This is a genomic window from Pectinatus haikarae (assembly GCF_015732185.1).
Lineage (GTDB): Bacteria > Bacillota > Negativicutes > Selenomonadales > Selenomonadaceae > Pectinatus > Pectinatus haikarae.
In genome coordinates this window covers 561,755-587,797 of record NZ_WIQM01000016.1, presented here as the reverse complement: position 1 = coordinate 587,797, position 26,043 = coordinate 561,755, and the positions used below count along the sequence as shown (strand labels likewise).

At 40.6% G+C, this 26,043-nt stretch carries 22 protein-coding genes and 4 tRNA genes; 19 read left to right on the top strand and 7 right to left on the bottom strand.

All coding sequences use genetic code 11. The features are described 5' to 3' along the window. The first annotated feature begins 19 nt into the window (after positions 1-19). The 6 genes from wecB (at position 20) to I6758_RS13345 (ending at position 6,517) form a co-directional block, all read left to right on the top strand. Positions 20-1,180: a non-hydrolyzing UDP-N-acetylglucosamine 2-epimerase gene (wecB, locus tag I6758_RS13370; RefSeq protein WP_196605733.1), complete on the top strand. Its 1,161-nt coding sequence runs from the start codon at positions 20-22 to the stop codon at positions 1,178-1,180. 364 nt (positions 1,181-1,544) lie between these two features. Continuing rightward, positions 1,545-3,233, top strand: coding sequence for a methyl-accepting chemotaxis protein (locus tag I6758_RS13365; protein ID WP_196605732.1), 1,689 nt, complete (start codon positions 1,545-1,547; stop codon positions 3,231-3,233). Positions 3,234-3,741: 508 nt separating this feature from the next. Further along, entirely contained in the window at positions 3,742-4,560 is an 819-nt protein-coding gene (modA, locus tag I6758_RS13360; RefSeq protein WP_196605731.1) for a molybdate ABC transporter substrate-binding protein, read from the top strand. A 2-nt stretch (positions 4,561-4,562) separates the two neighbouring features. Next, on the top strand, positions 4,563-5,249 hold the full coding sequence (modB, locus tag I6758_RS13355) for a molybdate ABC transporter permease subunit (protein WP_196605969.1): 687 nt from the start codon (positions 4,563-4,565) through the stop codon (positions 5,247-5,249). A gap of 2 nt (positions 5,250-5,251) precedes the next feature. After that, complete coding sequence (locus I6758_RS13350) at positions 5,252-6,298, top strand: sulfate/molybdate ABC transporter ATP-binding protein (protein ID WP_196605730.1); 1,047 nt, start codon at positions 5,252-5,254, stop codon at positions 6,296-6,298. A gap of 9 nt (positions 6,299-6,307) precedes the next feature. Beyond that, on the top strand, positions 6,308-6,517 hold the full coding sequence (locus I6758_RS13345; RefSeq protein ID WP_196605729.1) for a TOBE domain-containing protein: 210 nt from the start codon (positions 6,308-6,310) through the stop codon (positions 6,515-6,517). 122 nt (positions 6,518-6,639) lie between these two features. Here I6758_RS13345 and I6758_RS13340 read toward each other — a convergent pair. From I6758_RS13340 to rpsT, 5 genes are all read right to left on the bottom strand, one after another. Continuing rightward, a tRNA-Tyr gene (locus I6758_RS13340) sits at positions 6,640-6,725 on the bottom strand. A gap of 7 nt (positions 6,726-6,732) precedes the next feature. After that, a tRNA-Arg gene (locus tag I6758_RS13335) sits at positions 6,733-6,810 on the bottom strand. 18 nt (positions 6,811-6,828) lie between these two features. Next, positions 6,829-6,914, bottom strand: a tRNA-Tyr gene (locus I6758_RS13330). 7 nt (positions 6,915-6,921) lie between these two features. Further along, positions 6,922-6,999 (bottom strand) — tRNA-Arg (locus tag I6758_RS13325). Between the two features lie 125 nt (positions 7,000-7,124). Continuing rightward, complete coding sequence (rpsT, locus tag I6758_RS13320; RefSeq protein WP_196605728.1) at positions 7,125-7,391, bottom strand: 30S ribosomal protein S20; 267 nt, start codon at positions 7,389-7,391, stop codon at positions 7,125-7,127. 347 nt (positions 7,392-7,738) lie between these two features. Between rpsT and I6758_RS13315 the strand changes: the two genes are divergently transcribed. The 6 genes from I6758_RS13315 to I6758_RS13290 all read left to right on the top strand — a co-directional run bounded on the left by I6758_RS13315 (position 7,739) and on the right by I6758_RS13290 (position 14,578). After that, positions 7,739-8,245: a PRD domain-containing protein gene (locus I6758_RS13315; protein ID WP_196605727.1), complete on the top strand. Its 507-nt coding sequence runs from the start codon at positions 7,739-7,741 to the stop codon at positions 8,243-8,245. 27 nt (positions 8,246-8,272) lie between these two features. Continuing rightward, positions 8,273-9,685 (top strand): glycoside hydrolase family 1 protein, encoded by a 1,413-nt coding sequence (locus tag I6758_RS13310; RefSeq protein WP_196605726.1) that lies wholly within the window; start codon positions 8,273-8,275, stop codon positions 9,683-9,685. Positions 9,686-10,116: 431 nt separating this feature from the next. After that, positions 10,117-11,571 carry a serine/threonine protein kinase gene (locus I6758_RS13305; RefSeq protein ID WP_196605725.1) on the top strand — a complete coding sequence of 485 codons (1,455 nt, stop codon included), beginning with the start codon at positions 10,117-10,119 and terminating at the stop codon, positions 11,569-11,571. A 241-nt stretch (positions 11,572-11,812) separates the two neighbouring features. Continuing rightward, on the top strand, positions 11,813-13,096 hold the full coding sequence (locus tag I6758_RS13300) for an ABC transporter ATP-binding protein (RefSeq protein WP_196605724.1): 1,284 nt from the start codon (positions 11,813-11,815) through the stop codon (positions 13,094-13,096). Then, positions 13,090-13,905 (top strand): energy-coupling factor ABC transporter ATP-binding protein, encoded by an 816-nt coding sequence (locus I6758_RS13295; RefSeq protein WP_196605723.1) that lies wholly within the window; start codon positions 13,090-13,092, stop codon positions 13,903-13,905. The genes I6758_RS13300 and I6758_RS13295 overlap by 7 nt, the downstream gene beginning before the upstream one ends. Beyond that, entirely contained in the window at positions 13,889-14,578 is a 690-nt protein-coding gene (locus I6758_RS13290; RefSeq protein ID WP_196605722.1) for an energy-coupling factor transporter transmembrane component T family protein, read from the top strand. Before I6758_RS13295 ends, I6758_RS13290 begins: the two co-directional genes overlap by 17 nt. A gap of 41 nt (positions 14,579-14,619) precedes the next feature. Here I6758_RS13290 and I6758_RS13285 read toward each other — a convergent pair whose 3' ends face one another. Then, positions 14,620-15,507: a hypothetical protein gene (locus I6758_RS13285; RefSeq protein ID WP_196605721.1), complete on the bottom strand. Its 888-nt coding sequence runs from the start codon at positions 15,505-15,507 to the stop codon at positions 14,620-14,622. Positions 15,508-15,615: 108 nt separating this feature from the next. After that, positions 15,616-16,236, bottom strand: coding sequence for a Fe-only nitrogenase accessory AnfO family protein (locus I6758_RS13280; RefSeq protein ID WP_196605720.1), 621 nt, complete (start codon positions 16,234-16,236; stop codon positions 15,616-15,618). Between the two features lie 656 nt (positions 16,237-16,892). Here I6758_RS13280 and nifH point away from each other — a divergent pair. The 7 genes from nifH (at position 16,893) to nifB (ending at position 26,043) form a co-directional block, all read left to right on the top strand. Further along, positions 16,893-17,714: a nitrogenase iron protein gene (nifH, locus tag I6758_RS13275; RefSeq protein ID WP_196605719.1), complete on the top strand. Its 822-nt coding sequence runs from the start codon at positions 16,893-16,895 to the stop codon at positions 17,712-17,714. 201 nt (positions 17,715-17,915) lie between these two features. Further along, entirely contained in the window at positions 17,916-18,251 is a 336-nt protein-coding gene (locus I6758_RS13270) for a P-II family nitrogen regulator (protein WP_196605718.1), read from the top strand. Between the two features lie 12 nt (positions 18,252-18,263). Further along, positions 18,264-18,668: a P-II family nitrogen regulator gene (locus tag I6758_RS13265; protein ID WP_196605717.1), complete on the top strand. Its 405-nt coding sequence runs from the start codon at positions 18,264-18,266 to the stop codon at positions 18,666-18,668. Between the two features lies 1 nt (position 18,669). Continuing rightward, positions 18,670-20,271 (top strand): nitrogenase component I subunit alpha, encoded by a 1,602-nt coding sequence (locus I6758_RS13260; protein ID WP_196605716.1) that lies wholly within the window; start codon positions 18,670-18,672, stop codon positions 20,269-20,271. Next, a complete protein-coding gene (locus I6758_RS13255) occupies positions 20,264-21,628 on the top strand; it encodes a nitrogenase component 1 (RefSeq protein WP_196605715.1) in 1,365 nt (454 codons plus the stop codon). Before I6758_RS13260 ends, I6758_RS13255 begins: the two co-directional genes overlap by 8 nt. Positions 21,629-21,974: 346 nt before the next feature. Beyond that, the gene (nifE, locus tag I6758_RS13250; RefSeq protein ID WP_196605714.1) at positions 21,975-23,321 is read left to right on the top strand and encodes a nitrogenase iron-molybdenum cofactor biosynthesis protein NifE; all 1,347 of its coding nucleotides are present in this window, start codon (positions 21,975-21,977) and stop codon (positions 23,319-23,321) included. Positions 23,322-23,379: 58 nt separating this feature from the next. Next, a complete protein-coding gene (gene nifB / locus I6758_RS13245) occupies positions 23,380-26,043 on the top strand; it encodes a nitrogenase cofactor biosynthesis protein NifB (RefSeq protein ID WP_231038675.1) in 2,664 nt (887 codons plus the stop codon).

The following is a 26,043-nucleotide window of genomic DNA, read 5'->3' as shown; positions in this document are numbered from 1 at the left end:
GACGGTGGGAGGAAAGTCCATGAAGAAAAAAATCAAAGTAATGACTGTTTTTGGCACCAGACCGGAAGCCATTAAAATGGCTCCGGTTATATTGGAACTGGCCAGGCACGAAGAAATAGAACCTGTCATAACAGTTACAGCTCAACATAGAGAAATGCTCGATCAGGTATTGAATCTTTTTTCAATAAAACCTGATCATGATCTTAATATAATGGCGGCAGGGCAGACTCTTTTTGATATAACAGATAAAGCTATGCGGGGACTGGATGAGGTTTTGACCGAAGAACATCCTGATATGGTACTTGTTCACGGAGATACAACGACTACTTTTGCGGGGGCACTGGCGGCCTATTATCATGAAACCGCGGTAGGACATGTCGAAGCAGGCTTGAGAACAAATAATAAATATTCACCTTTTCCCGAAGAGATGAACAGAAAACTGACCGGTGCGCTGGCAGATCTCCACTTCGCACCTACGCAAGTTTCTCATGAAAATCTTATCAGAGAAAATGTTCCGGAGAAGAATATTTTTGTCACTGGCAATACAGTCATTGATGCGTTGCATAAAACAGTCTGTGATAACTATAAGTTTGCCGATAAGATGCTGCAGAATATAGATTACATAGATAAACGTGTCATTTTGGTAACGACACACCGCCGGGAAAATCTCGGAGAACCGATGCGCCATGTATATAAAGCGATGAAGCAGATTGTTTCTGAGTATCAAGATGTGGAAATAATTTTTCCGGTGCATAAAAACCCTAAGGTACGCGAAGTCGTCAATGAGGAACTTGGAGGACTGCGGGGAGTACATTTGATAGATCCTCTGGATTATGAACCTTTTGCAAATCTGATGCATCGATCTTACCTTATAATGACAGATTCGGGCGGTATTCAGGAAGAAGCGCCATCGCTTGGAAAGCCGGTTTTAGTATTGCGTGATACTACGGAGCGCCCGGAAGCTGTAGCGGCTGGTACTGTAAAACTGATAGGCACAGAGAAGGACCGCGTTTATAATGAAGTAAAATATTTGCTTGATGATAAAACCGAATATATGCGTATGGCCAGCACCTGCAATCCATATGGTGATGGTCATGCTGCCAAGCGGATCGTCGATGCGGTCTTATATTATTATGGTTTCAGGAATACTTTGCCTGAATGCTTTTCCTTAGATTCATGAAAATAGGATTTTTAAATTTTATTCGGTCATGGGAACGGTATCTGATACTCTTTTCAAAAGAGAATAAGGTACCGTTCATCAAGATAATAGTGCTTTTTTATTGACATTCTGCAACCGGAACATAACTAAGGGCGTTGTTTATCTGTTGTGCGAACTGTCTCGCATAAGGAGGTGGGATAGGTAAAGAAAAAATGAGTTTATTAATGTTGAGAATATTTTTATTAGTCCTATTCTACAGTATGTTTGCAGAATATTTCTTAAATAGAAGAAAAATTTGCAGAGTTGTGTCTGTGGGCATATTGCATACAATTATTGATGTGGGATATCAATTATTTTACATAAAGACAAAGGATGTGTTTATGGGATGAATTTAAAAGCCAGAATGTATATTTCGTATGCAGTTGTAATAATTTTAACGGGGATTATAGGTTTATTTTCTTTATATTCCATGGATAAAGTAAATTCACGGCTTAATGAGCTGGGGACAGAGCGCGTTCCTAAATTAGTATTGATAACCAATATAGACAAAGAGCTGAGTGAATATATGGCAGCACAGCGCAATGCTATGCTTCGACCTTCTTCCAGTGAAGGGACGGATGCAATGCAAAATATTGAGCAAGTTATTGATAAGGATTTAAACGAACTGCAGGAAAAATCGTTTTCCGGTTATAAAGAACGTGTAACCAATACCATTTCTCTATGGCAGGATTATAAAAAATTAACAAATGATAGGATAAAAAATTTTAAAACAGGGCAAAATTTGGAAACAGATACTGTTAAAGCACAGACCATTAAAATAAGGCAGTTGCGCGAACAACTTAATAATGATATAAAGAGTTATGTAGAAGAAATAAATACAGCTACAGCTAAAAATGTTTCCGATGGGCAGAGCGAATACACCAAAAGCAAGATTATGACAGGTGTAGGTCTGCTTATAGCCATAATAATAGGCATGGCTATAGCAACTGTGGTCACACGTTATATGAGTAAATTTATAAATGCATTTTTGTTAGTAAGCCAAAAAGTTTCCGATGGGGATCTAAAACAAAAGATAGAATTTACGGGTACTGATGAATTTGGTGAAATGGCTTCTGTTTACAACAAAACTATTGAAAATATTCATACATTGGTCAGAACGATACAAAGCACCGCCGGAAATGTAGCAAATACTGTTTCTCAGGTCGCATCAGGAGCGGATCAGTCAGCAAATGCGATACAGCATATAGCACAATCCGTTACTGTAGTGGCTCAATCCGCAGATAAACAGTCAAAGGGAATAAGTCAGTCCACACAGGATACTGCGAATATAACGAACTATATGCAGGCTGTTTCCAGTGACGCCCGAGCTGCAGCTGATGATGCAGAAAAAGCCCTTAATACGGCAAATGAAGGAACACAGATAATGTTTTCCACTATAGAGCAGATGAAGCAGATAGAGGAAACCACCAGGCGTTCTTCGGATGTCATATCTGCCTTGGGAGATCGTTCCAAGGAAATCGGACAGATAGTCGATACTATTTCGGGACTTGCAGGACAGACCAATCTTTTGGCGCTCAATGCTGCTATTGAAGCAGCACGGGCCGGTGAACAGGGGAAAGGTTTTGCCGTTGTAGCGGAAGAAGTAAGAAAACTTGCGGAACAGTCTCAGCAATCGGCGCAGCAGATCGCTGGCTTGATCGGCCGGATTCAGAAGGAAACACAGGAAGCTGTTGACGCTATATCTTCTGGAACAGGAGAAGTTCAGGCGGGCATGGAATCTGTCAATAAATCGGGAGAAGCCTTTTCCAATATAATGCAGATCGCTGCCTCTGTAGCCATGCAGGTAAGGGAAATGTCAGAAACGATGGACGAAGTAGCTAAAAATGGTGATAATATTCTTTCCAGAATACAAGAAGTGGATAAAGAAACGAAGGTCGTTGCTGATGAAATGGAAAATACTTCAGCATCTACAGAAGAGCAGACAGCTTCGCTGGAAGAAATTTCCGCCTCATGCCAAAATCTGCAGCAGCTGACAGATAAATTACTTGATGAAACCAAAAAGTTCAGAATATGATATGTTCTTAATTCAGAGTCTTTTTGATTAAAAAATTCCAATATATATCTTTAATGTACACATTTCTGCTGAATTTGAAGTGTGTACATTTTTTTATAAATATTTATTTTTTAATTTACTGAACAATAATATTTTTATGTATGAGCAATAATATTTTTTAATTATAAAAATTACTGGTTTTTTCTTAAAAAAAACAAGTAAAAAGTGTATACATATTTCTTTTGCAAAGTTATTAACCAATATACAAATAATATTGATAACATATTTTGATATATTATAAAATGAAACCTTCTTGACACAAACAATAAAAAATAATAGTATATTAATACAGTACATAAATACACAGAGAAAATATATATGTACTTGTGTGAGCTATTCTGTTCGGTTAGCGTTTATGATATTTTTTTCATCAATATCTTCTTTTTGAAGAATGTCTGCAATTAACTATCAATTTCTCGATCAATCAATTATTCTAAAAATAGAATTGGAAATAAGGAGTTAGATAATTATGAAGAGATGTAAAAACATCATGGTCACACTGTTGTTTGCCATGTTGACGGCAGCTGTGCTGACAGCCGGATGCGGTCAGCAAAATGAGGAAAAAAATGAAAGCAGTGCTAAGGCGGCAGAACAGCAGAAGATCGTAGTGTCAGCGGCAGCCAGTTTGAAAGAGACTATGAATTCACTGGCAGAAGAATACAAAAAAAAGCAGCCTAATACAGAACTGACCTTTAATTTTGGAGCAAGCGGTTCATTGCAGTCACAAATTGAGCAGGGAGCTCCTGCAGATGTATTCATTTCAGCAGCACAGAAGCAAATGGACACATTGGACAGTAAAGGCCTGCTGGCAGACGGTACGCGGAAGGATCTTCTGATAAATAAAATAGTTCTTATAACTCCTAAGGACAATAAAAATGATATAAAACAATTTTCTGATATTATAACGGATAAGGCAAAAAAGATCGCTATAGGAGATCCTAAGAGTGTTCCCGCCGGGCAATATGCTGAAGAAGTGTTTAAAAATCTTAAATACGAGGATGCTGTCACTCCCAAAGCTGTTTATGGGAATGATGTTCGTGCCGTGCTTGCATGGGTCGAAAACGGAGAAGCTGACTGCGGCTTAGTTTATAAGACTGATGCTGCTATTTCCGATAAAGTGAACATTGTAGCAGAGGCACCTGACGGTTCTCATAAACCGATAATCTATCCTGTTGCAATATTGAAATCGACAAAAAGCATGGATGCAGCAAAGGATTTTGTGGCTTTTCTGCAAACACCTGAAGCTGCAAAGATATTTGAAAAATACGGCTTTACAATGGCTAAATGATGATGGATTATTCACCGCTTCTAATATCTGTTAAAACATCCTGTCTGGCTACTGTCATAGCTTTTTTTACAGGTATATATGCTGCATATATTGTAGTGCGGCTGAAACATTTTCAGGGAATTCTGGATGCTATATTGACACTGCCTTTGGTTTTGCCGCCTACAGTGGTCGGCTTTATCCTTTTGATCGCCTTTGGCAAAAACAGCCCTATCGGTCAGATAATGATGTCCTTCGGTTATTCACTGGTCTTTTCCTGGGAAGCTACGGTTCTGGCAGCGGTGGTTGTAGCTTTTCCGCTTATGTATCGAACTACGAGAGGCGCATTTGAACAGCTTGATGAAAATATTATTTATGCGGCAAAAACATTAGGCGTTTCTGACTGGAAAATTTTCTGGCATATAATACTGCCAAACACAAAGCACAGCCTTATTGCCGGGGTGATATTGGCATTTACCCGTGCTCTCGGTGAATTTGGCGCAACAATTATGGTTGCGGGCAATATTCCGGGAATAACACAAACTATATCAACCGCAATATATTCGGCTGTGCAGGCCGGTGATAATAATGCAGCATTTTTCTGGGTAGGGATAATAGTTGCTATATCTTTTGTCGTGATAGTTCTTATGAATTTATGGCTGAAAAACAATGGGCGATATGCGATGAAGTCCTCTGCGGGGAATGGGGTCTGAGTATGGCATTGAAAGTAAAAATAAAAAAACAGCTGAACGCATTTACTCTTGATGTTGATTTCAACGTGGAGAATGAAATTTTTGCTATACTGGGAGCCTCGGGATGCGGCAAAAGTATGACATTGAAATGCATCGCCGGTGTAGAGACACCGGACAGCGGTTATATAGAACTTGACGGACAAGTTTTGTTTGATAGTGAGAAAAATATAAATCTTTCACCCAGAAAACGTCATTCCGGCTATCTTTTTCAAAACTATGCTTTGTTTCCGAATATGACAGTATTTGAAAACATTGCTTTTGTGGTCAGCGGCAGTAAAGAAAACAAAAGCAAAACCGCAGAAGAATATATTCAGAGATTTCATCTGCAGGGATTAGAAAGCATATATCCTGCAAATCTTTCAGGGGGACAGCAGCAACGAGTGGCTTTTGCCAGAATTTTGGCTGCACAGTCCAGACTGCTGATGCTGGATGAACCCTTTTCAGCACTTGACAGCTATCTTAAATGGCAGCTTGAACTGGAACTGGGCGATCTGCTTGAAAAATATAAAAAGACGACTCTTTTCATTTCGCATAATCGTGATGAAGTGTATCGTTTGTGCAATCATGTTGCTGTCATGAGTAATGGGCATATTGAGACAGTAAGCGATAAATATGGCATTTTCGATGATCCACAGACGTTAACAGCAGCAGTATTGACAGGCTGCAAAAATACTTCAAAAGCTCATAAAATTGATGAGCATTATTTATATGCAGTCGACTGGCAGCTGGAACTTTTCACTGCTCAGCAGGTACCGGACGATTTGTCTTATGTTGGGTTTAGAGCACATTTTTTTGAACCGACAACGGCTCAGCAGCAGGTGAATTGTTTTTCTGCGCAGATCATAAAAGTAATTGAGGATACCTTCTCCTACATTATTATGATCCGCCCCCATGACAAAGAAAGTTTGCTGCTGCGCTGGGAGCTGGAAAAAGATGCATGGGTTCGTTTAAGAGACAAGCCGATATTTCTGACTATCCCGGAGGATAAACTTATTTTACTAAAGAAATGAGGTGAGAAAATGAGATTAAGTGCAAGAAATCAGCTAAAAGGTGTAATATGCGGCATTGATACGGGCAGCGTAAACGATGTTGTGAAAATCAAGCTCGCAAGCGGGGATATTGTTTCTGCTACCATAACAAAGCAGTCAGTAAAAGAACTTGGCCTTGAAGTGGGGAAGGAAGCTTACGCAGTAATAAAAGCCAGTTCAGTGATTGTTGCTGTAGATTAAACGCACAATAAACAAGAAAGCAGACAAGAACAGAGAGTGTTCTTGTCTGCTTTCTTGTTTATTGTAAAACTAAAAAAAGCTCTGACAAAATATTGTCAAAACTTTTGTTGCCAATTAATAAATGGTGGGCAGGGATGGATTCGAACCATCGTAACCTCGCGGTGACAGATTTACAGTCTGTTCCCTTTAACCACTCGGGCACCTACCCATATTAATGGTGACCCTGGCAGGATTCGAACCTGCGACCTTTTGATTCGTAGTCAAACACTCTAATCCAACTGAGCTACAGGGCCATGTATGAAATTGTAAAATGGTGGGCAGGGATGGATTCGAACCATCGTAACCTCGCGGTGACAGATTTACAGTCTGTTCCCTTTAACCACTCGGGCACCTACCCATGTTAATGGTGACCCTGGCAGGATTCGAACCTGCGACCTTTTGATTCGTAGTCAAACACTCTAATCCAACTGAGCTACAGGGCCATATTCTTTTCATAACTGCGAAAATTATTTTATCATAAAGAAGGTTTAGTGTCAATCATTTTTTATTAAGAGAGTTTTAAAGGCGTAAAAAAACCTGCTCCGCGATTATAGAAGCAGGTAAAAAATTATTTAGCCAGAGCGTTGATTTTCTGAGCCAAGCGAGATTTACGGCGGGCTGCTGCATTTTTATGAAAAACATTATCAGCGGCAGCTTTATCTATTTTTTTGCAGGCAACAGCTAAAAGAGACTTAGCTTCATCAGCATTGCCAGCTTTAACTGCATCATTGACTTTACGAAAAGCAGTTTTAACGGTAGATTTCACCGATACGTTTTTCGCGCGGCGTTCTGCATCAGTTTTTACGCTTTGAATTGAAGATTTAATATTTGGCAATTAATTCACTCCTTTACATAACATTTCATTTAAATATTTTATCACGTCACAATGCTGATTGCAAGATTTTGTAATAAATATCTGGGAATAAATTTACATTAATTATTGATAGAATAAATAAAATTTTTATAATCTTTACATTGATTGTTTTGTATGCTAATATGAAACTAATATTTGTATGGTGACATTTAGTTGGCCAAACCTTCAAAAGAAATTTTTGGAGGGATTAAAATGAATGAGCGTATGGATTTCACAGACGAACAAAGCGAGGGGCAATCCCTGTTTTATTCGTCTTTTTTGCGTTCGCATAAAGGATGAATACTTCTTTGCAGGGAGAGTAATTTAAGATGCTGATAAAAAAGATATTAAATAATAATGTCATTCTCAGTAAAAATACAGATGGACAGGAAATCGTGGCCATGGGATGCGGTATAGCGTTTAAAAAAAGGATAGGGGATTTCATTGACGATTCAATGATTGATAAGGTTTATACGCTTTCTGATCATGAAATGATGGAGAAGCTGAAAAAACTTTTAGCGGATTTGTCCATAGAATATGTGGAAATATCCAATGAGATTATTGAATTGGCAGAAAGTAAACTCAGAAAAAATTTGAATGAAGGTATTTATATTTCCTTGACTGACCACATACATATGGCTGTTCAACGCTTCAAAAATGGTAATATTGTACGAAATATGATGATCTGGGAAATACAGCGATTTTATCCGGAAGAGTTTCGAATAGGCAGAGAAGCTGTCCTGAAACTTAATAAGAAGTTTGCTATAAATATGGCCGAAGATGAAGCTGGTTTTATTGCACTGCATATGGACTGGCTTGCGGCGCAAAAAAGATAATAATTTTTATAAAGGAGTTTGGATACAATGAAATTTCCAAAAGATTTTTTATGGGGTGGTGCTGTAGCGGCCAACCAATGTGAAGGCGCTTATAATGAAGACGGCAAGGGAATAAGTATTCAGGATGTTATGCCGCGCGGGATAAAAACGCCGCATACGGATTTACCGACAGAAGATAATATGAAATTAACAGGGATTGATTTTTATCATCGTTATCCCGAAGATATTAAACTTTTCGCAGAAATGGGTTTTAAGACATTTCGTACTTCGATTGCGTGGAGCCGTATTTTTCCACAGGGGGACGATGCGGAAGCAAACGAAAAAGGTTTGGAATTTTATGATCGTTTATTTGATGAATGCCATAAATATGGGATAGAGCCATTAGTTACGTTATCACATTATGAAACACCGCTGAATTTAGCTAAAGCATATGATGGCTGGGTAAATCGTGATCTCATCGGTTTTTATGAACGCTATGTAAGAACAGTTTTTGCCAGATACAAGGATAAGGTAAAATACTGGCTTACTTTTAACGAAATCAACTCGGTATTGCATGAACCTTTCATGAGCGGAGGGATTTACACACCGAAAGATCAATTGTCTAAACAGGACCTCTATCAGGCAATTCACCACGAATTAGTCGCTTCTGCCCTGGCAACGAAAATAGGCCATGAAATGATGCCGAAGGCAAAGATCGGCTGTATGGTATTAAGTATGCCGACCTACCCGCTGTCGCCAAATCCAGACGATGTGATCGCCGCAATGAAGGCAGATCATATGAATTATTTTTTTGGCGATGTACACGTCAGAGGGAAATACCCGGGATATATGAAACGTTATTTCAGAGAAAATCATATCGAATTAAAACAGGATAAAGATGATGCGGAAATTCTCAAAAATACCGTGGACTTTGTGTCTTTCAGCTATTATATGAGTGTCTGCGAAACTGCGGATGAAGAAAAGAAGATAAAAGGGCAGGGAAATATAATGGGCGGGGTTTCAAATCCATATCTTCCTGCATCCGAATGGGGCTGGCAGATAGATCCGCAGGGAATGCGTTATGTGCTCAATGTTTTTTGGGATCGTTGGCAGAAACCTTTATTTATCGTAGAAAATGGTCTGGGGGCAGTGGATGAGCTTGTCGATGATGGAAAGGGAGGCAAAACTGTTCATGATGATTATCGTATCGATTATTTGAAGCAGCATCTTTTACAGGTCGGTGAAGCAATTTCAGATGGTGTTCCAGTTATGGGGTATACGACCTGGGGGTGCATTGATGTGGTCAGTGCTTCGACGGCAGAACTCAAAAAAAGATATGGTTTTATTTATGTCGATCGCAATGATGATGGCAGCGGAACCTTGAAAAGATATACAAAAGATTCATTTTTTTGGTATAAAAATGTCATTGCCACTGACGGCGAGGCTTTGTATGAAAAATAATAGGTAAAGTTTGCAGAAATAATACCGCCCGTGCTTTAAAACAGCAGCGGGCGGTTTATTTTTGGCAATAGTAAGTGGGGTGATGAAAGATCATAAGATAAAGGCATACGTACTGATAATAGGTTTTATTGGTGCGGGTACGGATAAATAAGGCTTTATCAGAGCATGGGTATTGATATTGCGTGTAGATCATAATATAAAGAAATGGTCAGTCACTTTGAAGGCATAGCTGCAAGTCCATGATAAAGTAAATAAAAATATGATAGGGACTTCGTCTGGCTGTAATAAAATTTTTCATTAAACAGGGATTTTTATGTTCGATGTCAAATTATAATTTATTAGTACAAAGTATAATAAAATTAAAACGAAGATTATTTTGCAGCGATATTGAGGCAGAATTTTACAAAAATGGAAGAAGCAGGTTGGAATTTATGGATCAGGAACAGCTTGTAAATGATGCGGCTCAGGCTGAAAGCAGTAATGCATCTGCAGCAGATGGCATCGAAGACAATTATAGGATTGTCAGAGAATTGAAAAATAACAGTCAGGGTGAAACACTGCTGGTAAAGTCGAAGGATACAGGAAAATTTTTTGTATTGAAGCATATATATGGTATAGATCTTGCCTATAAAAAACTGGCATCATTTTCAGATCCTGCTTTGCCGCAGATCATATATGCAAATGAAAATTCAGCAGCTGGCATCACTACCGTCATTGAAGAATATCTGACAGGAACGACGCTTGACGAATGGATGAAGCAGCGGGAGCTTGAACCGATCGGTGACGAACTGGCAAAAATGATCTTCACACAGCTGGCAGGCGGTATGAAAGCGCTGCATGATAAGGCGATAATGCATCGTGCCATCAGCCCGAAGAATATAATGTTTATGGGAGGACGGGTGAAGTTTATCGGGCTTGATCATGCCGCGGAAGGAAAAAATTATGAAGATGTGTCTGTTTATAAAGGGATGATCGGTTTTGCGCCGCCGGAGCAGTCTGTTATGGGCAGGACAGATTTCCGCAGTGATGTTTATTCTTTGGGAATGACAATGCAAAATTTTTTGGGGGCAGATTATAAGGGCAAGTATGAAAAAGTGTTGAAACGTTGTCTTGACAGTTCTCCGGATGAACGTTACAGCAATGGAAATCAGCTGCTGAAGGCAGTAAAAAATGCAGGTACTATTTCTCCTTATAAGATCGCTGCTGCATGTGCAGCCATTTACGTTTTGATTTTAGGCGGAATATGGTTCACAAATCATTTTTATGATCCGGTGAAGGACATGCAGACAAAGCAGGCTTTTGCCCGTGAACAAAAAGCCGCGGCAGTCGAGGCGGCCGATCTGCAGCTTGAAAGAGGCATGGGCGCTGAAGCGGCGGGGGATGGTTCGGCAGCAGTTTCAGCAAGCGACGGTTCCGGCAGTTTTGCCAAGGGAAAGCTGGGGGTTTCCCTTGCTTTTCCTGACAGACCGCAGGAAGAAAATGCGGGTGTCACAGTGGTGCATATGGGAAAGGCCTCTGACTTGTCTGATGCCGGGGGTTCCAAAGGGGGGCAGGCAGTGTCCTTTCCCAATAATGCCAAACTTGTACTTTCCATAAAAAATAATACAGACAGTGATATAAAAAATCCAATAGTAAAAGTGATACCATATAATGTTGATTTGGCTAAAATTGACGACCCGCCAAATACAATTACCAGTCATCAGGCAAAGGCTGTTGAATATCGCCGCGATATAAATATTCCCGCAGGCGGAGAATTGAAATTTGAGATTCCGCTCGGCAAGGCAGTATTGCTTTCACCTTCTGGGCAGGATTCTGCGCTGAAGGTGGTCCTCCGCTCTGATAACTATGCAGATACAGCGGCAAAAATGACTTTTGCTTTTAAATAGGATAGGTTTTTGAGTATGTGCTGTACTTGATATGCATGGACGGATACAGCACGATAGCATTGATTATTGGGAAATAAATGGAGCTTTCGGGCCAAACTGCCGTAAATCTTGTACTTTGATTTGCGGCGGTTTATTTTTATGCAAAAAATAAAAAGATTTGATTTAAGAAGTTATCATGTTAAAATATATCTTGTCGGTAAGTAAAAGAACATAGCTGAATTTTAAATAAGGGAATGGTCCAATGACGAAGAATAAACGTTATAATAAAAGTGATCTGCGCTGGATAACTATAACTACTTTACTTTTAGCTATAGGTGTTATACTGCGTATAATATCGCCTAATGTAGGCGGAATATCCCTCAATTGGAACATAGTAATGTACGCAACAGCTATATTGCTGTGCAGACCGTCACTGCGTCAGGGATTCGGCATAGGCATGGTTTCGGGAATAATAGCAACGATGACATCAAAGGCAGCTCTGCCGTATGCCAATCTGATAAGTGATCCGGTCGCAGCGCTGGTATGCGCATTATTGGCTGGGTCACATATTCTTGATTTCAAGCTTGGCAGATTGAGACTGGAACCTGTGATAATTATATTTATAACTACGTTTATAAGTGGCGGTATTTTTGTTACGCTTACAAAAATTGTATTATCTCTGCCAATGTCTCTTTATCTTTATGCAATGCTGCCTGCTGTGCTTTTGGTAGCGGCACTGGGCAGTATTGCCGGACAACTTTTGTATTTACCTGCGGCAAAAATTTTCAATGATGATAATATTGCAGACAGAGCTCCTTTTATACTGCATGATATTGATCTTACTATACCGAAAAACAGTTTCTTTGTTATTACCGGTGTAAACGGCAGTGGCAAGACCACGCTGCTCCTTTCTATGGCCGGTGTAAGACCATCTTATTTCGGAGGCTTTGAAAATTCGTCTATAAATATAGACGGTTTTGATATCATCAACGATGATCCGGCCCTTTTGAACAGAAAGTTCGGTGTGGTTATGGCTGACTATGAAGCTCAGCTGGTTACGGAAACTGTTAACGATGAAATAGCTTTTTCTTTGGAAAATATAGGCATGGACCCGCTGGATATAATAAAAAAACGTGATGACGTTCTTAAAAAAACAGGTCTGGAAAAAATGGGCAGCCGTAAAATTTCTTCATTGTCAGGAGGTCAGAAGCAGCGCCTTGTGATCGCTGCTGTGCTGGCTATGGATACACCGGTGCTTGTCCTTGATGAACCGGTAGCCGCAGTTGATCCTGAAGGAGCAAAAGAAATTTATGAGCTGTTGTACAGGTTAAATAAAGATGACGGTAAAACTATTATAGTGGCAGAACATGATCTGAAATATGTTCTTGATATGCAGGCCCAAATGGCGGTTATTGATAAATCTTATTTGAAAATAAGCGGAGAAAAGGATAAATGCTTTAAATATATGTATGAAAATAAAGTGTATCCTGAAGTTATTCCGCTTCGCTGGAAGATTCGCTGGGAAATGGGGCAGGGCATATGCTGAATCTGAAAAATATTTCTTTTTCCTATGCCAGGGAAAAGATTTTTAACGATATAAACGTGCAGATAGACACAACGCTGATAACGGCTGTGGCAGGACGCAACGGCACGGGTAAGACTACGCTTACCCGGCTTATTATGGGACTTATGAAACCGGATGCGGGAACTATTGAACTCAACGGAAAAATTATCAGCGATATGCCATCTTATATATTGGCAAAGGATATAGGCTATGTGTTTCAGAATCCCGATCACCAGCTGTTTGCATCTTCGGTGCACAGCGAGGCTGCTTATGCACCTCTGGCACTGGGAATGGATATAAAGCTGGCAGAGGAAAATGTGCAGCAGGCACTCATTGATACGGAGCTGGCAGATAAGCAGGAGTGCATGCCGCAGCTTTTGTCGCTGGGAGACAAGCAAAGGCTGTCAATAGCCTCTGCGCTTGCTGCTGTACCTAAGCTGCTGATCCTTGATGAACCGACTTCGGGACAGGACTGCAGGGAACGGACTGTTCTGCTGCGTCTGATGAGAAAGCTGAATAAGAAGGGAATAGGAATTATACTGATAACGCATGACATGGATATTCTGGCAGAGCATGCGGATAGGGTTCTGGTTCTTTCCAATAAATGTATAGCTTTTGAGGGAACGCCGCGTGAGCTGTTCACGGATGAAGAAAGGACTGCTGCACTGGGGCTGGAACTGCCTGAAGCTGTGCGCATCAGTCATGAAATGAAGCTGGAGCTGTGCCTGACACCGGCGGAATTATACAACAAAATTGCTGTCCGGAGGGAAGAAAATGGCAAAAACAATTAGTGTAATTGATTTTGCAGCATTAACAAAGCTGCTTATGGCGCTGACAGTGTCAGTAGCAAGTCTTTGTACTGCGAGCCTCTATGCATTGGGTATTCTTATTTTTCTGGAATTGTTCTGTGCCGCCTTAATGGGCGGCGGTAAAGTTTTGTGGAAGGGTATCGGTGCTCTGACTGTATTTGCTGTAGTGCTCGCTCTCATACAGCTGCTTTTCGGTACATCCTTGTTTTTGGCAGTGGGGTCTGCCTATAAAATGTTTATAATGGCGGTGTCTTTGTTGATACTTGTGGCAACAACGCCGACACAATCAATAACGGCATCGCTTGTAAAGCAATGCCGTCTGCCGTATGATTATGCTTTTATGATAACTGCTGTATTGCGTTTTGTGCCCGATCTGCTGAAAGAAAGCAAAGAGGTACGGCAAGCTCAGGCATGCAGAGGATTTCATTCCGCAGGCAATCCCGTGCGGCGCATTGTGGATTATATGATGATTCTCAAGCCGATGGTTTTCAAAGCCATATCCCGCAGTGAAAATATGGCGATAAGTTTATCCCTGCGAAGGTTTTCCGATAAGAAAAAAAGGACCTTCATGGCTTCGACAAAGCTTAATGCGGGAGATTATGCGGCAATGCTGGCCAATTTATTAATCTGTATTGCTGCTGTGAAATTTGCCTGAAGATAGGAAGCGGCCTGAAATAATTTTAACAGATAAGAGCATTAAATTATTGTAAAATGAGTTTGGTCAACGGGATAGCTGTACTGCTCCAGTCCGCTGCGTATTATTGTTATGCAGCCATCCGTAAATTTCAATAGCAGCGGCAGTATGAGCAGTGCATTTTCATTGAGCGGATGAACTGTTTTTATGGGGGTTATTTCAAAACTGTGGCCGTGTGTATCAGTGACAGTGATTGAAGATGTCGTTTTCAGTGAAGCAATATCACCTGTTTTGGTGAAAATAAGTGAGCCGTTGTCAGCGCTCACATTCACGCTGTCAGGATCAAAAACAGTTATTTCTCCTATAGCTGTGGATATTTTCTGGGCAGCAGCCGGTTCTGTCGAGCGAAGACTGCCATCTTCGTAAAGAGAAAAGCCGCATTTGATTTTCAATTTACCGGCGGGGGTATTCAGTAATATACGTTCACTTGGCTGCAATGTGAGACTTTTTAACTTTCCGTCTTCATAAAAATGAAAACACATAGGTCTTGCTGAAAAAGCACCGCCGAAAAAAGAAAACGGCATTTTTTCGATAAGCTTAATTTCACTCTCTTCACTCCAATAACCGGTTATTTTGCCGTTTAACGGAAAGACACGGCAAAGACTGCCGTCAGGGTAAAAGGTGATTAGCTCTGCAGGAAAATTGCCTAAAGAAGATTTTATTATGGTCTGTTCCTCCAGATAAAGAGATTTCACGCTGCCATTACTGTAAAATTTTATGGAAGGTGAAAGCTTACGACGCTCATTTTCTCTGTAATAAGGAAAATATATCGTACCACTTATAGTGAGAGGACTTTCCTGCTGGCAAATGCATTCGGACACCTGCCCATTCTTATGCCGGGCAATATTATAGCAATTATAAAGAATACCATATTTTGTTGTTATGTCCATAGTTTGCTCCTCTGGATTGGAATTATTGAAAATTAACGGCATCAGATACACCGTTCTCCTGAATGCTGCGGAGAAAAATAATTATTATATACATTTCTCTTATTTAGATCAGTCCAGGCATTTTTTACTTATTGAAACCAATAAAGACGAACCGCTGTTTCGTGTGGTAATATCCAATTTTTTTTCATATTCTGGTGACTTGAGCCATGCCGGAATGTGCGAACAAACAAGATCAAGCCTGATAAAAGGGCTGTTGTCAATAAAAGCACGCAATGCTTTTTTAGAAGAAATATCAGGATGTGCGTTCTGCAGCTTTATCAAATCAAGATAATAGATGCCGCCGGTGGTTTCTACAGGGGCTGTAGCAACAGGAACATTGTTGTTCACATCATGAAGGCTGTTGTAAATATCAGTAATTATCTTGTCCAGCATATTGTCATCAAGGCTGTCTATTTCAAATATTGCAAATCTCATTCTGTCGAAAACATTATAGATAAGTCCATTGATGGATCCGGAGGCAATTATCTTACAGTCATCAAGTTTTAAAATGAGATTGCGGGTGTAATCACGAATTTCCTGCGCTGTTTTTATCGAAGAAAAATTAAAGGGGAATCTTTTGCGGATTTTCCATGCAGTGCCATTATTCTCAAAAATAATTATATGAGAGAGACTGGCAAAATCGGTAAGCTGATTATCCTTGTCGCAGGTGACAGCTATTTTTTTGTTCATATAGAACACTCCTTGTAGCTTCGTTATAATAATAATGTACTTTTGCTGTCCATAAATGTCAATAGAGCGGATTTTTTCAACTTTTAGGATAAAAACTGTATTTGCAGCAATTACTTAAAAAAAGTATTTGAAAGACATTTTTGCAAAGAAGTTTTTGTAAGAATATCAGATTCTTTGTTAAGAAAAAATATAATTAAAAAAAATGATATATTATTCTTTGAAAATTTTTCTTATCTGCTATAAAGAAATATATAATTTTTATTGAAAAAATTTTTTCTGACAGACAGCTAAATAATATGAATAAAACAGGGACCTGCTGTTAAATTTTTAATTCAAAACTATTGGTTATTAAAATTGAACTGCTGCAAAATAAAAAGAGAGAATTATCTGATAAATGACTATGGATTTATACAATTTATTCCTATTGACAATATAAAAGCAATGATTTATAGTTACAGCATCAACAGAAAACTTAACAAGGTTACAAAAAAGATATAAAATATGGAACAAACAATATTTATATTGTTTGTGAATGGACAAAGATGTCCCGCTGGGGTATAAACCTGCAGCGGGATTTTGTTTTTCGGCAAACTTGTCAAGGCTAAGCTTTATGTTGATGTTGTGGGGGATACTTTATTATATTGGAGGGTTTTGTTATGAGACAGGTTGCTATTTATGGTAAAGGCGGAATAGGAAAATCGACTACCACGCAGAATCTCAATGCCGGTCTGGGAGAAATGGGCAAGAAAATTATGATAGTGGGCTGCGATCCGAAGGCGGATTCAACAAGATTGATTTTGAACGGCCTGGCTCAGCAAACTGTACTTGATACACTGCGCGAAGAAGGCGATGATGTAGATCTGGACATGGTTTTAAAGGAAGGCTTTGAAGGAATAAAATGTGTGGAATCAGGCGGTCCGGAACCAGGTGTAGGCTGTGCGGGGCGCGGTATAATAACTTCTATCAATCTTCTTGAACAGCTTGGTGCATATGAAGAGGATCTGGATTACGTTTTTTATGATGTATTGGGTGATGTTGTCTGCGGCGGGTTTGCGATGCCTATCCGTGAAGGCAAAGCTAAAGAAATATATATTGTAGCTTCCGGTGAAATGATGGCTCTTTATGCAGCAAACAACATTTCCAAAGGTATAAAAAAATATGCTGAAACAGGCGGTGTGCGTCTCGGCGGTTTGATATGCAACAGCCGTAAAGTTGACGGTGAAGCTGAACTCGTTGAAGCTGTGGCTAAAGAACTGGGTACGCAGATGATACATTTTGTACCGCGGGACAATATGGTACAGCGTGCTGAAATAAACCGCCAGACTGTTATCGAATTTGATCCAAAATGTGGTCAGGCTGATGAATATCGTACGCTGGCAAATAAAATAGACGGTAATGATATGTTTGTCATTCCGAAACCACTTTCACAGGATCGTTTGGAACAACTTCTGATGGAACATGGTTTGATGGATGCTTAGAAATTGAAATGTTGATATTTTAATATATACTGCGAATAAATAACATAAGATCTTGTTTCAGAGGGTGCTGATATTCCCTCTGAAGCTGGATTGATAGTTTCGACCGTTGCGAATTGATCACCATTGAACGGAAATGGAATATTGTAACGAGCATAATTTTAAAATAATAGCTGTTAATAATATATTACAGGGGGACTGCAGATGAGCGATTTATTGATGATTCGTGCTGTTGTACGTCCGGAAAAATCAGCTGCTGTACTGGCAGAATTGCTGGATGCCGGTTATGTCGGTGTTACCAAGGAAGAAGTATATGGCCGTGGACGGCAAAAAGGGATCGTTGTAGGAGAAGTTCATTATGATGAATTGCCGAAAGAATTGCTGATAATTATTGCGGAGGCTTCTAATAAGGAAGACATTGTGAGAATAATTATGAAAAATGCACGCACAGGAGAAAACGGTAATTTTGGTGACGGTCGTATTTTTGTAACAAAAGTCGAAGAAGCCTATACAATAAGTTCCGGCAAAGCCGGTCTTTAAGGAGGTTTTTAGATGAAAGAAATAATGGCCTTTTTGCGAATGAATAAAATAAATGCTACAAAAGCCGCTCTGGCTAAGGCAGGATATCCTTCTTTTACGGTATCAAAAGCGGTAGGCAGGGGGAAAAAACCGCTGGCTGCGGAAGCTATAAACGTAATTGTAGAAAATGAAGGAGAAGTACCGGCCAATGATATGGGCATACATCTTTCAGAGGGTACCAGGCTTGTACCGCGCAGATCATTTTCTATCATTGTTGACGACGAACAGGTAGAGCTTGCCGTTAAAACAATAATTGACATAAATCAGACAGATCAGCCCGGAGACGGAAAAGTATTTGTGATGCCTGTTACCGGTGGGTATAATATCCGCACGGGACAATATCAGGAAGTGGAAATGCAGCAGTTAGGAGAGGATTAAAATGGATGCACGCGAAGTGATTCTGGATAAATATTCCGGCCGTGTTTTTAAAAATAGAAAAGATCATATCGTAGAGCTGGATGAAACCGGCGTGCCTAAAGAAATAGCCGCCAACAGCCGATCTGTACCGGGCATGATGATAAACAGAGGCTGCTGTTATGCAGGCTGCAAGGGGGTTGTTCTCGGCCCACTGCGGGATACTGTAGTAATAACACATGGTCCTATCGGCTGCGGTTACTATACCTGGGGGACAAGAAGAAATAAAGCTGATTCTCCTGACGGACGAAACTTTATTCAATACAGTTTTTCAACAGATATGCAGGAAACAGATATTGTTTTCGGCGGTATGAAAAAATTGCGGCAGGCTATAAAAGAAGCTGTGGAAATTTTTCATCCGCGGGCAGTTATGATCTGTTCTACGTGTCCGATCGGGCTTATCGGTGATGATATAAACTCAGTTGCCTCCGAAGCGGAAAAAGAATTTGGCGTGACCTGTATAGCATACAGCTGTGAAGGATATAAGGGCGTGAGCCAATCAGCTGGGCATCATATAGCAAATAACGGATTGATGAAGCGCGTAATCGGGTCTGCCAAAGATGAAATACCGGAAAAAGGTCTGCGGGTCAATATACTCGGTGAATATAATATAGGCGGTGATGGCTGGGAGCAGGAGCGCATCCTCAAAAAAATCGGCTATGAGGTGATTGCGGTGCTCACCGGAGACGGTTCATATGAAGCTTTGACTCATGCGCATACAGCCAGCTTGAATTTGGTTCAATGTCATCGTTCGATCAATTATATAGCAGAAATGATGAAAACCAAATATAATATCGACTGGATAAAAGTGAATTTTGTCGGAATCGATGAAACTATCCGCACCTTGCGCGAGATAGCCGATTATTTTGATAACGATGAGATCAAAAAACGCACTGAAGAGGTAATAGCGGAAGAACTGGAAGAAATTGCAGAGGAAAGAAAATTTTATCGGCAGAAACTTGAAGGAAAAACAGCGGGTGTGTTTGTGGGCGGATCTCGTTCACATCATTACCAGAACGTCTTGAAAGATTTTGGGATCAAAACAGTTATAGCCGGATATGAATTTGCCCATCGCGATGATTATGAAGGTCGTGAAGTGCTGCCAAATATCAAACTTGATGCCGACAGTAAAAATATAGAAACGATAACTGTGGAGCCTGACAAGGAATTTTTTCATGTGGCACTCGATAAGGAACGTTTCAATGAATTGCGCAGGCAAAATGTAGAACTGGAATATTATAAAGGAATGTTCAAGGATATGGGGGACGGTACTATAACCGTGGATGATTTTAATCACTATGAAACGGAAAAGGTACTCGATATTTTCAAACCGGATATTTTTTATTCAGGTATTAAGGATAAATATATGATTGAGAAAAAAGGTGTTCCGTCCAACCAGCTGCATTCTTATGATTACAGCGGACCCTATGCAGGCTTTAAGGGGGCAATAACCTTTGCCAGAAACACTTATTTGAGTATTTATGCCCCGGCATGGAAGATGCTGACACCTCCGTGGAGGACGCATCCAACCTTGGAAGGCACGATGGGAGATGAAAATTATGCTTGATATGACACCGAAAGAATTGGTAAACAGAAAATCCCTGCGTGTAAATCCGGCTAAAACATGTCAGCCGGTGGGGGCTATGTATGCGGCGCTCGGTGTGCATCGCTGTATGCCCCACAGTCATGGTTCACAGGGCTGCTGTTCATATCACCGGACCTTTCTTGCCCGTCATTTTAAGGAACCGGCCATAGCCACTACAAGTTCATTTTCAGAAGGAGCTTGTGTTTTTGGCGGCGGCAGCAATCTGAAAAAAGCAGTGAAAAATATCTTTGATATATATGATCCGGATATTGTTGCTGTACACACGACATGCCTGAGTGAAACAATCGGCGACGATTTGAAGACGCTGATTCAGCAGCTGGAAATACCGGAAGGAAAACTTGTCGTTCATACAAATACTCCCAGTTATGTGGGGTCACACATAACTGGCTTTGCCAATATGATGACAGGCTTCATCAAATATCTCAGTGACGAAAAAACCACGGCAACGGGAAAAGTCGGCATATTTCCGGGATTTGTAAATCCTGGCGACATGCATGAATTAAAACGTATTGCCAAAATGATCGGTGTGAAATATACAATGTTTCCTGATACCGACGGGACTATGAATTCAGCGCTCACAGGTCATTATGAAATGTATCCCAAAGGGGGTACGACCATTAATGAAATTCGTGAACTTGGCGGGGCACAGCATGTCCTTGCATTGGGAGAAATAACAAGCGCGGCACCGGCAATGGAGTTGAAAAGGAAATGCGGGGTAGATTTTTCTTCTCTGCCACTGCCTATAGGTATAGAAGCCACAGATAAATATATAATGGCACTTTCTCATTTGAGTAAAAGAGAAGTATCTGCCGAACTTGAAGAAGAACGCGGACAATTGCTCGACATAATGATAGATTCACATGCATATTACGGGGATAAGCGCGCCGCTCTTGCCGGCGATCCGGACACCGTCTTAGGAATAGCTGCCTTCTGTCTTGAATTAGGCATGAAGCCAAAATATATGATAACGGGCACGCCGGATGAAAAATTCACTAAGAAGGCTAAGGAAATGCTTTTGAAATATGGTGTGACAGATTGTATTGCCAAAGCAAACGCGGATTTATTTGAATTGCATCAGCTGATAAAAAATGAACCTGTTGATCTTCTTATTGGCGGCACTCATTGCAAATATATTGCACGTGCTGAAGATGTACCTTTCGTAAGAGCCGGATTCCCGATCCTTGATCGTTATGTACATCCATATATGCCTCTCGTCGGCTACAGGGGGGCGATGCGCCTGACTGAGATGATTTCAAACACACTGCTTGACAGGCAGGATCGTGATTCAGAAGATAAAGATTTTGAATTGGTCATGTAGGTTTCTTATCGCTTCCGTAGCATTGTGGCGTTTTTTATATCGATAAGCACTGAACGCTCTGCTGACTGCTGTTACAAAATACAGCTGCAGCAGGGCGATTAGTCATTGGCGCGGACATTTTTATTGCTTATATTAGCTGAATAATTTAACACTTAGATGAGAACTTTTGTTTATCAAGGAATTACTATTGTGTTTTTATAATAATTTGTGTATAATAAAAAAATATAGACAGAATCGAAGGCCCTCTAATACAATGAAGTATTAATTTGTATTAGGGGGTCTTTGTATTTTTATTTATCGGTGATTTTAATATACAGATGTGTTTTGGAAAAAGGATGTGTGGATTATGAGCGAGGGAATTTTAGAAACGCGGCAAAAGTCAATAATGGTAAAAAATATTGGCTGCAGCAGCAAAAGCATAGACTGCGATAAGGCTAGTATTTCCGGTTCTGTGAGTCAGCGAGCCTGCGTGTATTGCGGCGCGCGTGTTGTCTTAAACCCGATAACAGATGCATTTCATATAGTCCACGGTCCTATCGGCTGTGCCAGCTATACATGGGATATCAGGGGAAGTTTGTCAAGCGGCAGTGAACTTTATCGCAACAGTTTTTCTACAGATCTCAGAGAAGAGGATATCATCTTCGGCGGAGAAAAAAAATTAATGGCGGCAATAGATGAAATAGCAGCGAAATATTCGCCTGAATTGATTTTTGTATATGCTACCTGCATTGTCGGGGTAATAGGAGATGATGTGGAGGCAGTATGCAGGAAGGCCGGCGAAAAATATCATATTCGTGTGATCCCGGTAAAAGCGGCTGGCTTTTCGGGTACAAAAAGGCAGGGATATAAACTGGCATGCGATGCAATGATGCGTTTGATCAGTCCTCATCAGCTGTCTGAAAAGGCACTGCACAGCGGTGTGAATATTCTCGGCGATTTCAATCTGGCCGGAGAGATGTGGCTGATAAAAAATTATTTTAAAAAAATAGGCATAGATGTGGTGTCGACGATTACTGGTGATGCTTCCTATGCGACACTTATAAAAGCACCATCGGCTGCTCTGAATATAGTTCAGTGTGCCGGATCATCGATGTATCTGGCGAATATGATGGAGGAAAAATTCGGCATCCCATTCATGAAGGTAAGTTTTTTTGGCATTGAAGATACGAGTGCTTCCATAATGCAGGTAGCACATATGCTGGGCGATGCTTCAATGGTGGAAAAGGCAGAGGCTTTTACGAAAAATGAAGGCTTCCGTCTCAGAAAATTTATGGAAAAATACAGACCTAATCTTGAAGGTAAAAAAGCAGCAATTTATGTCGGCGGCGGTTTTAAGGCTATTTCTTTGATCAGGCAATTTAATGAAATGGGGATTGAAACAGTAGTCGTCGGCACACAAACAGGGAAAAAAGATGAATATGAAGTTATTCAGAGCATAGTGAATGATGATACAGTAATACTGGATGATGCCAATCCTGCGGAGCTCGAGTTTTTTATAAAACAGAAAAAAGCGGATATATTGGTTGGCGGAGTAAAAGAAAGGCCGCTTGCTTATAAACTGGGTGTGGCTTTTTGCGATCATAATCATGAAAGAAAGCATGCTTTGGGCGGTTATGAAGGTGTAGAAAATTTTACAAGAGAAATAAACCTCAGTATTAACAGCCCGGTTTGGGAATATATGACAGCCATTTGAATTGCTGCCGCAGGAGATATACTTTACATTTGTTTTGGAGAGAAAGGAAGAGGCTGTCATGGAAAATGCCGTTAACTTAAACATAAACCCCTGTAAAATGTGTGTGCCCCTTGGTTCTGTGACTGCTTTGTACGGAATCGCCCGCTGCATGTCTATATTGCATGGTTCGCAAGGCTGCAGCACATATATAAGACGACATATGGCAACGCATTATAACGAACCGGTAGATATAGCGTCTTCTTCTCTAACCGAAGAAGGGACAGTCTTCGGTGGAGAAAAAAATCTTATCATAGGACTGGAAAATCTTATCCGCTTGTACGATCCTGAAGTGATAGGTGTGTCTACGACCTGCCTGGCTGAAACTATAGGTGAAGATACAGCGGCCATAATTAAAAGATTTTATGAAACCCATCCGGAATGCAAGGCAAAAATAATTCCTATTTCATCACCAAGTTATGCGGGCACCCATTTTGACGGTTTTTTCCGTGCTATAAGAGCGGTAGTAGAGAATGTTGAAATGGACACAATGCAGAACGGTAAGATAAATATAGTGACGGGCATGATTTCGCCGGCTGATACACGTTATTTAAAAAATCTTTTAGATTCTATGGATATAGATTATATTTTACTGCCGGATATAGCCGACAATCTCGACGGTATTCATGTTGAAAAATACGATCGGCTGCCAAAGGGAGGCACACCGCTCAGTGTGATAAGCAAGATGGCCGGTGCCAAATATACTATTGAATTGTCCACATTCAATGTCGACGAATTTTCGCCCGCTGTTTATCTGCACAGAAAGTATAATGTTCCTTATTGCCGGCTTGATCTGCCTATCGGGATAAAAGCAGTTGATGCTCTTGTCCAAAAATTGAAGGAACTGGGCGGAAAAGTACCGGAAAGCCTGCGCAAAGAACGCGGACGCTATCTTGATGCTATGGTGGATTCGCATAAGTACAATGCTATGGGGCGTGCAGCTATATTTGGCGAACCGGATCTTGTAAAAGGGATCGTAAGTCTTTGCTGTGAAAATGGTATTATTCCCGTAGTGTGTGCTACTGGATCAGCATGCCGCGGTTTTGCGGAAAATATAAAGGGACAGATGGAAAAGGCGGCAAAGCTGCAATTTGTGGAAAAAACGGCGATCATAAATGATGCTGATTTCACTGCTATCGAAAATGCTGTGATCGAATGCGGAGCGAATATAATGATCGGCAGCGGTGATGGACATCGTATTGAGGAGCGTACAAAAATTCCTTTGCTGCGCTGCAGTTTTCCCATACATGACAGAGTCGGCGGGCAGCGTGTCAGAATGCTCGGCTATGAAGGTTCTGTCAGAATGCTGGACGATATAGCCAATACTCTTTTAGCCAGGCTTGAAGGAAGTTACCGCAGCGAACTATATAATAAGTATTTCAGCAGCGATGAAAAAAAATCCACAGATACACAGCCGGATAATGTAATAGACATAAAACAAAAGCAGATAATGAAGGAAAAGACTCTTACGCATCCCTGCTATACCTGCGGAAGTAAAAAATATGCACGTATTCATCTGCCGGTAGCACCGAAATGCAATATTCAGTGCAATTACTGCGTAAGAAAATATGACTGTCCCAATGAAAGCAGACCCGGTGTCACTACGGAAATATTATCGCCGCAGGAAGCATTCGAAAAATATATGCTTGTAAAAGAACGGGTACCTGATCTGACAGTGGTGGGTATAGCCGGTCCGGGCGATGCATTAGCAAATTTCGAACAGACAAAAAAAACGTTGCAGCTTATAAAAGAGGCTGATCCCGCTGTGACATTCTGTCTTTCCACCAATGGTCTGATGCTGCCTCAATATGCGCAGGAATTGATAGACCTCGGTGTATCACATGTAACGGTCACATTAAATACCATAGATCCGCGGATCGGTGCGAAAATATACAAACATATTGATTATATGGGAGTACGCTATACAGGGGAAAGCGCAGCGGGCATTCTTCTGGGCAACCAGCTGAACGGGCTGAGGTATCTTACAAGGCACGGTATAATGTGCAAAGTAAATATAGTTATGCTCAAGGGCATCAATGATGAACATATTGAAGATGTGGTGAAAAAGGTAAAGGAACTTGGCTGTGAAATAACTAATATAATGCAGCTTATACCTGTAAAAGACAGTGCGTTTCAGGATATGCCGCTGGTTTCCAACAAGGAAATAATGGAAATGAGAAAAAAATGCGGTATCCATATGAAACAGATGTATCATTGCAGGCAGTGCCGGGCCGATGCTGTGGGGACTTTGGGCAACGATCTGTCCATAGAATATAGAAAATGTACAGAAAAAGTGAAGAATACGGCTGTTCCCATCAAATCATATCGTTTTGCGGCAGCCACCAAAAGCGGAATGCTTATCGATTGTCATTTTGGGCAGGCAGAAGAATTCTATATATATGAAAGTGACGGCAGCAACGTACGTTTTATTGAAAAACGCAATGTAGAGAGATACTGCATGGGGAAACAGACCTGTAATGATAAGGCTGATAAGATCGATAAAATAATAATAACAATAAAGGATTGTGCTGCTGTTATTTCTTTGAGGATCGGTGAAGCTCCACAGCAGAGATTGGAACAAGCCGGCATAGATGTGATAATCACTTATGACCGTATAGAAGATGCTGTTAAAAAAGCTGCCATATCTAAAAAAAATGCCGGAGAATTTCTGGATAAGGCATTGTAA